This window comes from Zarconia sp. (genome assembly GCF_057467645.1).
In genome coordinates this window covers 26,190-38,910 of sequence record NZ_JBRJXU010000170.1, presented here as the reverse complement: position 1 = coordinate 38,910, position 12,721 = coordinate 26,190, and the positions used below count along the sequence as shown (strand labels likewise).

The following is a 12,721-nucleotide window of genomic DNA, read 5'->3' as shown; positions in this document are numbered from 1 at the left end:
TAAGATTCTATCCCTCACCCAAAGGAGACTCAAAACTTCAAGGGAAACAGGGGGATGAAGGGAACTGCACAACTTCTTCACAAGTTCGCTTTAGGTTGAGAGAGAGACGAACTCGACTCTAGCTTCCTCTATGACAGATCCAGCACGTCCCTACCCATTTAACTCCCAGAACGCTCTCGGGCAAGGGATTTGCCACATGTCAACTCAATCACCGTCAATGGAAATGGAAGGGGAAGCGAGTTCGATCGCCCAACTCCACGAACAACTCGCAGCGCTCACCCGCATTAACCACACGCTGCAAGCCGAGATTCGAGAGCGTCAAGAAAACGAAGCGGCATTACAAAAACAAGTTCGGCAAATGAGAATGTTAGTCGAGCGGGTTCCAGTTGCCATAGCGATGTTCGATCTCGAAACCGGCTGCGTGTTGGCGGGCGATCGCTGGCTCGAAACCTTCAGTTCCGAGCACTCCCAAGGTCGATCGATGACCGACATCTTCCCCGAAGTTGGGGAGTGCTGGGTCGAACTTCACCAACGCTGCTTGAACCGGGGGGAGGAAGTTCGCGACAAATGGAATGTTTGCAGTCCGGACGGGACGATGGAGTGGTACGAGCGGATCGTCTGCCCTTGGTACGATGAAACCGGTAAAATTGGCGGTACGATCGCCACAGCGGAAGTCATCACCCCCGACAAACAAATCGAAGAGCAACTGCGAGAATCTCAACAGCTTTTTCAACTGGTGATGGATAACATTCCCCAGTTGATTATGTGGAAAGATCGCCACTCCGTTTATAAAGGTTGCAACCTCAGCATGGCTAGGGTTGCAGGCTTGGAATCTCCCGAAGAAATTATTGGCAAAACGGACTACGATCTGCCCTGGAAAACGGAAGAAGCACAGTGGTATCGGAGTTGCGATCGTCAAGTGATGGATTCGGGTCAACCCAACTTGCACATCATCGAAACCCAGCAACAAGCTGACGGTCGGCAAGCATGGCTCGATACCAATAAAATTCCCCTGCGAGATGCTCAAGGGAATGTTATCGGCATTTTGGTAACCATTGAAGATATTACCGAGCGCCAGCAAGCGCAAGAAACCCTGCGGGAAATCAACAAAGAATTAGAAAAACGAGTCAAAGCACGCACGGAAAAGCTCCGAAAAGTGGTGACCGACCTCAAAAGAGAAAGCCGCGATCGCCGGCGGATCGAACAACAACTGCGTCACAGCGAAGCGCGACTCCAAAGGCTGGCCGATAACATTCCCGGTGTCATTCACGAATTTCGGATCGAATCGAACGGTCATCGCTTCTTTTCCTTTCTATCTTCCGGTGCGCGAGATCTGTTCGAGTTAGAACCCGAAGTCTTGATGGAGGATGCAACGCCCGCCTTCGATCGGGTTCATCCAGAGGACTTGCCGGGTTTTCAAGCAGACATCGAACGCTCGGTGCGTCAGCTCGAAACTCTCGAATCGGAATTTCGCTACATGGCACCTTCCGGGCAAAAATGGTTCAGAATGCGATTTCGACCGGAACGGCTACCGGGAGGTGCAACCATCTGTTACGTTTGTACCTTTGATATTACCGATCGCCATCAGATTGAAGAACAACTGCGCGCCTCGGAAGCGAGATTGCAGAGGCTGGCCGATAATATTCCCGGCACGATCTACGAATTTCGCATGGCACCGAACGGCGATCGGTCATTTTCCTTTTTGTCTTCCGGTGCGCGAGATGTGTTCGAGTTGGAACCAGACTTGTTACTTCAGGATGCACAGCTGGCATTCGATCGGGTTCATCGAGAAGATTTACCCCGTTTTCAAGTAGAACTCAATCGTTCGGCCAAGACATTGAAAAATGTTGAATCCGAACTGCGGTTGCTCGTGCCATCCGGACTGAAGTGGATACAAGTACTAGCACGACCCGAACGCCAACCTGGGGGGGAAATCATCTGGTACGCCTGTATTACCGATATTACCGAGCGCAAACTGGTCCAAGTCGAACTGACCAAATTATCCCTCGTGGCCAGCCAAACCGATAGTGCCGTCATCATTGCCGATAAAAATGGGTTAACGGAGTGGGTGAACGATAGCTTCGTGCGGATTACGGGGTATACCTTCGAAGAGGTACGGGGGAAAAAGCCCGGTTCTCTCTTGCAAGGTCCGCTCTCTGATTTAGCAACCGTCGACCGCATTCGAGAAGCCATCCGCACCCGAACACCGTTTCAAGGAGAAATCCTCAACTACAACAAGCAAGGTCGTTTGTATTGGTTGTGGCTGAGTATCAATCCCATTTTCGACAGCAATGGAGAACTGAGTCAGTTTATTGCCATCGAAAGTGATATCAGCGAGCGCAAACAGTACGAACTCCAGCTCAAACAGCAAACCGAAGAACTCGAACAAACCCTCAGCGAACTCAAACGCACCCAAGTCCAACTGGTGCAGAGCGAAAAAATGTCGAGTTTGGGTCAGCTCGTGGCGGGCATTGCCCACGAAATTAACAACCCCGTCAATTTTATCTACGGCAATCTCTCCTACGTCAACGAATATGCCGAAGATTTACTCGCCGTTCTCGACATCTATCAAACCCACTATCCCGAGCCACCTCCCGAGGTGCGAGAGAAACTCGATCTCAACGAAATCGAATTTTTGCAGGCAGATTTAACCAAATTGTTGCAGTCGATGCGAGTGGGGACCGATCGCATTCGGGAAATTGTCCTCTCCCTGCGAACCTTCTCCCGTTTAGATGAAGCGGAAGTCAAAGAGATCGATATTCATGACGGGATTGAAAGTACCCTGACGATTTTACAAAATCGCCTCAAAGCCAATTCCGTTCGCGTCGCGGGTACGGAGTACCAACGTCGGGCGATCGAAGTTGTCAAAGATTATGGCAAACTACCGCGGGTGGAGTGTTATTCTGGGCCGCTCAATCAGGTTTTTATGAATATTCTCACCAATGCTATCGATGCCATCGACGAGCGAGATCGCACTCGCACCCCAGAGGATATCGATCGCCATCCCAGTACGATTCGGATTAGTTCCAAAGTCGATGATGCTGCGGAGTGGGTCATGATTCGGATCGTCGATAACGGACCGGGAATTCCTGAGGAAATTCAACGTCAAATTTTCGATCCGTTTTTTACCACCAAAGAAATTGGCAAAGGTACGGGATTGGGAATGTCGATTAGCTATCAAATCGTGACCGAAAAACACCAGGGTTCGTTAAAGTGTATCTCGCAATTGGGGGTCGGAACCGAGTTTATCGTTGAAATTCCCATCCGAACGCCATCTGTTAAGGGGAAATAACTTCCGCGCGATTCGATCTAAATTCGATCTAAAATTTTGGCAAGAATAGCAAAATCAGGGCGAACGATCGCTTTGTGTTCGGGGTAATCGAGGAAAAGTCATGCAAATCGATCGATGTCTTCACAGCGCGCTGCTCGTTTCGGATTTGGAACGAGCGGAATATTTTTACGGTACGGTTTTGGGATTGCCCAAAGTCGATCGAACTCTAAAATTTCCTGGTGTTTGGTATCAAGTGGGAGCCTATCAAATTCACCTGATTGTCGATGCCAACCTTCAAGTCAATTTACAAAACGAGGAAAAATGGGGGCGAAATCCTCACCTGGCATTTTCGATCGATAATTTAGAAGCTGCGAAAGCACGCTTGGAAGGCAACGGTTTTCCCGTACAAACCAGTGCTTCCGGTCGCGCGGCACTTTTTACTCGCGATCCCGATGGGAATGTCATCGAATTGAGCGTTACAACTATCAATTAACGCCATGTGCAACTTAACTTAACTCTCCAAAATTCTCTCGCACGGGGGGAAGGGGGACCGGAGTTGGGGAAAAGGGGGATAAGTCTACTCGCTCACCATATGACTTTGTTTAAAGTTGCACACCGCGTCATTAAAAATTAAAAGTTGACGATTCTCGATCGCGTTTGGGCTGACTGGAAATTCTAGAAACAGCCGATAATACCGGAGTGAATCTCCAAGTGGGCGAGCAAAGCACTGCATTTCCCGTTCCCCATTCCCCACTCTCTCCGGATACCTCCGATCCAAAACTGACGTTAATGATAAAAATCGTTGCCTACTGCTACAGCGATCCCCTCCTCGAACCCGCACCCGACCCAGCCATATGGGGCTGGGAAATCGATCGCGTCTATCAAGATATCGGGCAACGGCAACAGTTACACCAACTTCTCGAAGATTGCCAAACTGACCCCACAAATTATCTACTCGTGCGCCGCTTAGAAGAATTGGGCGATACGGTGTCTGAGGTATGCGATCGCCTCACGTACCTCGAAGGATTGGGGGTTGAGGTGGTCGCCGCCGAATCCGATACCCGTCGCGCTAACCTGTTGCAACTCTTCGACGAGATCCAGCGCAACCAGCGTTCTCGCCGAATTCGCCAAGGACACGCTCGCAACCGGGTGGAAGTTTTGCCACCTCCGGGTAAAGCCCCCTACGGCTACCGACGGGGCAAAGATCGATATATCGTCGATCGCGCCACAGCCCCGATTGTCAAAGAGTTTTTCGAGCGCTTTATTATCTACGGTTCCCTGCGCGGTGCGGTGCGCTACTTGGGGATGCGATACGGTAAGAAGATTTCAGCCACCACCGGCCGGCGGTGGCTGACCCATCCCGTCTATCGCGGCGACTTACTCTATCAAAATGGGGAAACTATCAGCGATACCCACGCGGCGATCGTCTCTCGGGATGAAGCGGCCCAAGTCGATCGACTCTTGCGTCGCAATCGCCGGATGCCCCCCCGTACCGCCAGTGCCCCCCGTTCCCTAGCGGGTTTGGTGGTTTGCGATCGATGCCGTTCTCCGATGACGGTGATTCGGGTGTCGCGGCGAGACAAAAAATACGAGTATCTCTATTTGCGATCGGCTCAATGTCCCCAACAACCTCGGTGTAAAGCGATCGACTATAACGAAGTCCTCGATCGAACCATTGAAGCGATTTGTCGGGATTTAACCCAGGCGGTGTCGGGGTTGTCCATGCCGGGGATGGATGGGGTGAAGCGATCGATTCGCGAGGCGATCGCCACCAAAGAAGAAATTCTGGGGCAACTGAGTTCCCTCACTGACTCGGGAGTGTTAGATACCCAAACCGCCAATTTGCGCGCCTATACTCTGAAAACAGAAATTTCCCAGCTACGGGCAAAGCTTGCCGAGTTGCCCCCAGTCAATTTACGCGAAACTGCCCAAGCTGTTTCAATTCCCGAATTCTGGCGAGATTTATCAGAAACCGAACGCCGATTCTACTTTCGCGAGTTTATTCGCCAAATTGAGATTCACTGGCACGATCCGGGATGGAAGTTACGAATTGCGTTTATTTTCTGAGTGTTGCTACAACTGAGCTAAATTATCCCGATAAATTTCGATCGCGAAGGGATCGCCATTTTCTGAAGATGGAATCGCTCGGGTGACTTGACCTAAATATCGCGGTTGAGAGATACCCGGTTCGAGATGAACGATCGTCCGTGCCCGAAGCAGCAACGCTCCTCTTCCGGGGGACAAACGACCGGGGGCAATCAGATTGATGGCAGCTTGGCGTAACGTGGCGTCGAGTTCCGACTCGGTAATCTCCGGGGGAACTTTGATGGTGATGAGATTGGCCCCGTTGTCAAAAACCACCGTGTAGTTAATCGAACCCGGAACGACGGTCGGGGCGAAGGGAACGATACTCAGACCAAAGCAACCCACCGTCAGTACGACAGAAAATGCCGTAATCCCCACCAAGCGAAATCGGATCCCCCATTTCAGGAGGAAAGCCAGTCCCGTCAACCCGGCAAAAGCCAGGGTCATAATGCCAATCAATTGAGTGGCTTGGAGAAAATTAGCCGTCGTCAGCATCGTTTTACTTTGATGGGCGATAAGTCGATCGCCGCTGTGCAGTGGGTACTCGAGGGCAGTATATCACGCAGATTGTAACCCGCGCCTAGTACTCCTATGCAGAATTAAAAATGCGCGCATTAAAAATTAAAAATGTCTACTATGCATAGCTTTGAGCCGTTGAGAACTGGGTCGTTATTTGTGCGGCGCTGCACTAGGGTTTCCTCTGATGGATGTTTTAGCGATCTTCAGTTGTCGATCGAACTTCGCTCAAAGACACCGCATGTTTATCTGGAACGATGCGCGAACCGTAGCGTCGGGCATACACTTGGGTAAATTCAGCCCCGAAAAACAGAATCTGTGCCGAGTAATACACCCACACCAAAAGAACCACCAAGGAACCCGCCGCCCCGTAGGTGGAGCCGAAACTCCCCCCACCAAGGTACAATCCCAAAGCAAACTTGCCAATCGTAAAAAGCGCTGCGGTAATCCCTGCCCCCACCCAAACATCACTCCACTGTATTCTCACGTCGGGGAGGTACTTGTACATGAGGGCAAACATGAGGGTAATGAAACCAAAAGATACGCCAGTATTGAGAATTTGCCAGAGAAAATCTGCTCCGGGGAGGAAGCCAGACGCATACTTATCGAGTCCCGACAACGCCGCACTGATAATCAGAGAAACCAAGAGTAAAAATGCAATTCCCAATACCGCAGAAAACGAGAGAATTCGCTTTCTCACCAATCCCAAAAGTCCGTTTTTCGGTTTTGATTTCACATCCCAAATGGCGTTGAGCGCTTCTTGAAGTTGGGCAAATACCCCCGAGGCACCAAACAGCAACACGGCAATACTAATAATCGAAGCCATGCTACTCGTATCGGGTTGACCGGCATTGGCGATCGCCGTTTCGATGACTTTTGCCCCTTCAAAACCCACCAATCCCTGGATTTGACCGACGATTTCCCCTCGGGCTGCTTCTTCACCAAAGACCGCACCGACGATGGCAATGGCGATAATCAGTAAAGGGGCTAGGGAAAAAATCGTATAGTAAGCCAGAGCCGCTGCCAAGCGCGAGGCATTATCTTGTTGCCATTCTTTGAGAGTTTCTCGGGTCAACTTCCATATTTGTTTTAGGGTCATTGCTGGTTTTGTTCGATCGACGACTTACAATCCTCGTTGTCTGTCTCAAGTTTGAGCGATCGATGCACATCCAACAACTGTTTTAAGCTAGAAGTTTTGCTCCTTCCCTTTCTACCCCAAGATAGAAATAAGAATCTCCTTGCCTTCACGCCAGAGAACTGTCAAGATACCATCGAGACATCCCATCAGGGCGCAAACTGGCGTAAACTCGCCCTTCCTTTCTAAGATGCTAGATAACAGTGGCGATCGCTGTTGAAATTGGGAACCCGTCGAGGGACGATGATATCTAGATCGATAACCCTTTGCGGATAACCTATCGCTCAATCGAGCTAAATTGTAGCGATCTCCCGTACCGAGACAAATATCGAGCCAAAATGCGCGTTTTATTTCTCCATCCGAATTTTCCCGCTCAGTTTCGCCACGTTGCCACCGTCCTCGGGGCAGACTCCCAAAATGAAGTTGTCTTCGGCACCAAAAACGAGCGTCCCGAATGGGTAATCCCCGGAGTTCGCAAAGCTCTCTTCGCCCCCAGCCGCGATCCCCGTCCGGAAACCCATCACTACGTCCGACCCCTCGAAAGCGCCGTTCTCTACGGACAGGCTGTCTATCGGATGGCGGAAAACCTGAAAAAAGAAGGCTTTGTCCCCGATCTGATTTACGGTCATTCTGGATGGGGTCCAACCTTATTTATGAAGGATGTCTTCCCCGATACTCCTTTAATGTGCTACTTCGAGTGGTTTTACTGGGCCCACGGTTCCGATGCCGACTTCGACCCGGCCGAACCCCTCAGCCCCGACGAAGAAGCAAAAATTCGCCTGAAAAACGCACCGATTCTCGTAGACTTGTACTCCTGCGACTGGGGTTTGAATCCGACGCAATGGCAAAAGTCCCAATTTCCTAAAGAGTTTCAATCCAAACTCTCCGTCCTCCACGACGGGGTGGATACGGAGTATTTCAAACCCAACCCCGGCGCGAAACTCGTCCTTCCGAATCTGGATTTATCCCACGTCGACGAACTGGTGACGTACGTCGCGCGCGGCATGGAACCCTATCGCGGATTCCCGGAATTTATCGAATCCCTCGCCTACTTGCAAGAAAAACGCCCCAACTGTCACGTCGTCATCGTCGCCTCGGAACGGGTTTGCTACGGTAAAGGCTTGCCGGAGGGGAAAAGCTACAAACAACACATGCTAGAAAAAGTGCCCCTGGATCTGTCGCGGGTTCACTTTGCCGGAACTTTACCCTACGGACAGTATCTGAAAGTCATTCAAGCCTCTGACGTTCACGTTTACCTCACCCGACCCTTCGTACTGTCCTGGTCTTCGATCGAAGCCATGTCCACCGGTTGCGCGATCGTTGCCTCGGATACAGCCCCGGTGCGGGAAGTCATCGAAGACGGCAAGAACGGGTTACTCGTCGATTTCTTCTCCCCCAAAGACATTGCCGATCGCATCGACGAAGTGTTCCGTCACCCCAACCGGATGGCCCAAATGCGCGCCAACGCCCGCCAAACCGCTCTCGATCACTACTGCCACCCCCAATTGCTGCCCCAACACCTGAAAATTATGGAGAACGTCGCCAACGGTCAGTTTCCCCCGGATGCGTTTCTTCAGTAACCCGTGAAATAGGGAACAGTTGTAGCGCAAAGGGGAGTTAAAAGTTAAAAGTTCTCTCACACTCCCCCGGCTCCCCCGACCTCCCCAGTTCCTCCCTCTCCCGACTCGCCCGTCCCTGTGAAAAATGCCCGACATCTTGTTGCAAACTGCCATCGAACATCACAAAGCCGGAAATCTCAACTCGGCTGAATCCATCTATCGAGAAATCCTGCAAGGAAATCCCCAGGATGCCGAGGCTCTGCACGGGTTGGGAGCGGTGGCGTACCAGCAGGGAGCCTACGATCGCGCCATCGCATCCATTGCTCGAGCCATTACCCTCCATCCCGACAATTGGGTGTTTCACAACACCGCTGGCATGATCTACCGAGCGCGGGGAGAACTGGTGGCGGCGGTCGAAAGTTACGCGCAGGCCCTGGCGGGACAGCCGGAGAATGGAGATCTCGAAGGGAACTTGTATCGGGCGGTGGCACAACTGCGTGAAATCGACTCAGACGGAGCGCTGCGGGGTCTAGAAGCCGCCTCGCACAGTTGCCACGAGGGGGGGAACTGGGCGGGGGCAAAAGCCCTGTGCCGGCATATTTTACAGCATCAGCCGGCTTCAGTTGCGGCCCTGCATCGATTGGGGACGATCGCCTACCAAGAACGAAAATTCCCAGAGGCGATCGAATATCTCAGCCGCGCCGCCCAACTCGCGCCGGACAAAGCCAACATCCACAACAACCTCGGAGCCGCTTATCTCGAAACGAACCAACTCGAACTTGCGCTTTCCAGCTACCGCAACGCCCTCAAACTCAAGCCCGACAACCCAGCCATTTTGCAAAGTTTCGAGGCAGCTTTGCAAAAGCTGCTACAAACCAACCCAGATGCTGGCAAGCGGGAGTTACTACTAGCGGCGCGGCTGTTCCACTTCCAAGACAACTTACCTCTGGCCAAAAAGCTGTATCTGGAGGTCGTCAAGCGCGATAGCCGCTACGTTGAGGCTTGCCACGGCTTGGGAGTACTCCTAAGCCAGCAGGGCAACCCCATTCAAGCCATCGAATGCTTGCAGCGCGCCATTGCCCTCAAACCCAACGATTACCATTCCCACAACAATCTGGGGTTGGTTTACTACGAAAACTACCAGCCTTACGAAGCCCTCAAATGTTATCGGCGGGCGCTGGAGTTGCAACCGGGCGATCCGGCAGCTTGCGAGAATCTGAAAACGGCGATCGAATTTTTACAAACCTACTACGACGAAACCGCCCAATTTTACTTCCGGGCGGGGCATCTCGAACAAGCGGCCCAGGTGGATTTTGAGGGAGGTAACTTCTTCCAAGACGAAACGGGCAATCGGGAAATCGCCCGCCGCTACTACCAACGGGCGATCGAAACCCATCCCCGCCACGCCGAGGCACATCGTGCTTTGGGGGAAGTTCTGATAAAACTCCAACAATTCGACGGAGCGATCGCCGCTTGCCAAAAAGCGATCGAACTGCGCCCCAACGATGCCCTGGCCTATAAAACCCTCGGCAACGCATTCCTCGCCGCCCAAAACAGCGAAGCGGCCCTACAAGCCTACCAGCAAGCCCTGACACACCAGCCGAATTTTGCCGAAGTGTATTCTAACGTGGGTGGGGTGTATTTCCTCCAGGGCAACTTGGAAAAAGCGATCGCCATGTATCGCCAAGCCCTCAGTTTAGATCGGACGAAACCGGACATTTATTGGAATGTGGGCAAGGTTTTCGAGCGTCAGGGAAATCTCAAAGATAATATTGCCTGCTGGCAACAAGCGTTAGAATTAAATCCCACCTACGCTGGTGCTGTGGGGCGCTACCAACTCGGTTGTAAGTTGCTGGCAACGAGACAACAAGATGAAGCCGCCGCCCAGTTTGAGAAAGCCATCGAAATGCAGCCGGATTATGTCGATGCCCACTGGGATTTATGCGAATTACTGAGCGCTAAAAATTTGGCAGCAGCCCGCAATGCCGCCCAACGATTCGATCGCAACGTTAAAGACCCCAAACAGATACTCGCCCCCATCGCGATGATGAAGGCGTTTCTCAACTCCGGTGTCACCGATGTTGCCCTTGAGAAGTTACTCGAAATCGAACCCCTGCTCGATCGCTACGTGCCCCAATTAAATTGGCGGGATATCGTGCGGGCGTATCTGAATGTCGTGTTCGATATCCCCCATTTGCGAGACGATCCGGCTGCCAATGCTAAAATGTGTCGCGCCCTCTCCGAACCCTACGCCGCGTTTCTCAAACGAAAGGAAGATCTCGAAAAGTTTCAGCCGCCCCAACGCAATTTTATCCAAGCGCGATCGCCCCTCCGGATTGGATTTATTTCCCAACATTTCCGCCGCCATTCTGTCGGGTGGTTGAGCGTGGATATGATGGAGCATTTATCCCGAATAACTCCCCACATTTATCTCTACATTACCGGACAAATGAATGAAGATGAACTAACGGAAAGATTTAAAAAAATATCCGAAAAGTTATACCGTCCTCCCGCCCTTAATGCCAATACTTTAAGCCAAGAAATCCTCAAAGATGACTTAGATATTTTGGTAGATTTAGATTCAATTACGGTGATGCTTAACGTGGAACTGCTGCACCGTAAATTGGCTCCTGTTTGCGTTTCTTGGTTGGGATTTGATGCGCCCTACTTATCAGAAAATAACTATTATTTAGGCGATCGCTACACCCATCCTCAAGGTGTCGAAACCCACTACCTCGAACGTATCGTTCGCTTACCCAATTCCTTCACCGCCGTTGCCAGTTTACCGGTTTCCCAGACCGATCGCGCCTCCCTGCGGCGATCGCTGCGGATTGCCCCCAATCAAATCGTCTATCTGTGCGTGGCGACGGGGAATAAATACTGCGCCGATATGGTCGCCGCCCAGGTGAATATCCTCAAGCAAGTGCCCGACAGCATTTTATTATACAAAGCGCGGGTGGGGGATTTACAGGCGATCGGGGAAATATATCGCGCCGAATGCCGCCGCCAGGGGGTGAGAACGAATCGCGTCAACCAGTTACCCCGAACTCGCACCGAAGAAGACCATCGGTTAATTTACCAGTTTGCCGATATTTTGCTCGATTCCTACCCCTACAGCGGTTCCACCCACGTCGTCGAGGCGCTGTGGTGTAATATGCCAGTGGTGGCAAAAGTTGCCCAGCAATCCTTCGGGCGGCAAGCTTACTCCCTGATGGTGAATGCCGGGACGGAGATGGGGATTAGTTATACCTGGGACGAGTATATCGATTGGGCGGTACGATTGGGGTGCGATGGCAACTTGCGGCAGATGATGCGATCGCAACTCGAACGAGGCAAACAACCCGGACACCTCGCCCCCTTGTGGAACCCCCAACAGTTAGCCCGCGATATGTACGGCATTTTCGAGGATCTGCTCGCCAAGCAAGTGACAACCATGCCTGCCGTGGTGCAGCTTTAATCGCGCCGATTTATGGCAGGTGTTGGGGAGGCTCGTTCCTCACAAGTTTAGGTTTTTATAGGGTTTCGCACTGGTTTGTTTACAGCGATTCAAGAAATAGGTTTTTTCTATTCCCCATTCCCCATTCCCCATTCCCCACTCTCGCCGAATACAACCATCCAAAACAGACGTTAAGAAGAAATTTTCTCCGCTGCCAATCCAATTTCCTGACCGTAGGAGAGTTCGAGGGTATGACCGTCTGGATCGCGCAAAAACGCCCAATATCCAATGGGAAAACCCGAATCTTTCGGGCCTTGAATTAGTATCCCTTCTTGCCGCGCCCGATCGCACAATTCATCCATCGATTCGCGACTTTCGCAACCCACCCCCAGATGAGCAAACGGCGACAGCGTCGGATACACCGAGTCCGTCTGAATCAAGACGATCGCAAACGGACGAGTGCCATCGCACAGCCAGACAACCGCCACTCCAGAGTCTGCCTCCACCCGCCGGTGAATCACTTGCATGCGAGCGTAGGTGGAATAAAACTCGATACTTCGCTCGACATCCAAAACCGGAAGCGCGATGTGAGTTAGCCCAAGATCGATAGTCACGGCAATGTATATTTGGCTACATTACTATTCTCTCAGAATTCGGACTTCATTGGGAAATGGTATTATTCATCTCCCGAATCCCGATCGTAAAGTCTCCTTCGCTCT

Annotated in this window: 8 protein-coding genes; 5 read left to right on the top strand and 3 right to left on the bottom strand. The window is 51.7% G+C overall.

The features are described 5' to 3' along the window. The first annotated feature begins 196 nt into the window (after positions 1-196). From AC2215_RS25015 to AC2215_RS25005, 3 genes are all read left to right on the top strand, one after another. Complete coding sequence (locus AC2215_RS25015; RefSeq protein ID WP_486812742.1) at positions 197-3,292, top strand: PAS domain-containing sensor histidine kinase; 3,096 nt, start codon at positions 197-199, stop codon at positions 3,290-3,292. A gap of 100 nt (positions 3,293-3,392) precedes the next feature. After that, a complete protein-coding gene (locus AC2215_RS25010; RefSeq protein ID WP_486812741.1) occupies positions 3,393-3,764 on the top strand; it encodes a VOC family protein in 372 nt (123 codons plus the stop codon). Between the two features lie 299 nt (positions 3,765-4,063). Beyond that, a complete protein-coding gene (locus tag AC2215_RS25005; RefSeq protein WP_486812831.1) occupies positions 4,064-5,338 on the top strand; it encodes a recombinase family protein in 1,275 nt (424 codons plus the stop codon). A gap of 6 nt (positions 5,339-5,344) precedes the next feature. On the opposite strand, the gene AC2215_RS25000 is transcribed toward AC2215_RS25005, so the two are convergent. Further along, a complete protein-coding gene (locus AC2215_RS25000; protein WP_486812740.1) occupies positions 5,345-5,851 on the bottom strand; it encodes a DUF2518 family protein in 507 nt (168 codons plus the stop codon). Between the two features lie 217 nt (positions 5,852-6,068). Further along, the gene (locus AC2215_RS24995; RefSeq protein ID WP_486812739.1) at positions 6,069-6,971 is read right to left on the bottom strand and encodes a YihY/virulence factor BrkB family protein; all 903 of its coding nucleotides are present in this window, start codon (positions 6,969-6,971) and stop codon (positions 6,069-6,071) included. A gap of 374 nt (positions 6,972-7,345) precedes the next feature. On the opposite strand from AC2215_RS24995, the gene AC2215_RS24990 reads away from it, so the two are divergent. Both AC2215_RS24990 and AC2215_RS24985 read left to right on the top strand, forming a co-directional pair. Further along, complete coding sequence (locus AC2215_RS24990; protein ID WP_486812738.1) at positions 7,346-8,587, top strand: glycosyltransferase family 4 protein; 1,242 nt, start codon at positions 7,346-7,348, stop codon at positions 8,585-8,587. Between the two features lie 124 nt (positions 8,588-8,711). After that, positions 8,712-12,023, top strand: coding sequence for a tetratricopeptide repeat protein (locus AC2215_RS24985; protein WP_486812737.1), 3,312 nt, complete (start codon positions 8,712-8,714; stop codon positions 12,021-12,023). Between the two features lie 170 nt (positions 12,024-12,193). Here AC2215_RS24985 and AC2215_RS24980 read toward each other — a convergent pair whose 3' ends face one another. Further along, the gene (locus AC2215_RS24980; protein ID WP_486812736.1) at positions 12,194-12,616 is read right to left on the bottom strand and encodes a VOC family protein; all 423 of its coding nucleotides are present in this window, start codon (positions 12,614-12,616) and stop codon (positions 12,194-12,196) included. Positions 12,617-12,721: the final 105 nt, after the last annotated feature.

Excerpts from the sequence above, each read along its gene's own strand:
- AC2215_RS24995 (WP_486812739.1), bottom strand. The coding sequence starts at position 6,971 with ATGACCCTAAAACAAATATGGAAGTTGACCCGAGAAACTCTCAAAGAA.
- AC2215_RS25010 (WP_486812741.1), top strand. The coding sequence starts at position 3,393 with ATGCAAATCGATCGATGTCTTCACAGCGCGCTGCTCGTTTCGGATTTG.
- AC2215_RS25015 (WP_486812742.1), top strand. The coding sequence starts at position 197 with ATGTCAACTCAATCACCGTCAATGGAAATGGAAGGGGAAGCGAGTTCG.
- AC2215_RS24990 (WP_486812738.1), top strand. The coding sequence starts at position 7,346 with ATGCGCGTTTTATTTCTCCATCCGAATTTTCCCGCTCAGTTTCGCCAC.
- AC2215_RS25000 (WP_486812740.1), bottom strand. The coding sequence starts at position 5,851 with ATGCTGACGACGGCTAATTTTCTCCAAGCCACTCAATTGATTGGCATT.
- AC2215_RS24985 (WP_486812737.1), top strand. The coding sequence starts at position 8,712 with ATGCCCGACATCTTGTTGCAAACTGCCATCGAACATCACAAAGCCGGA.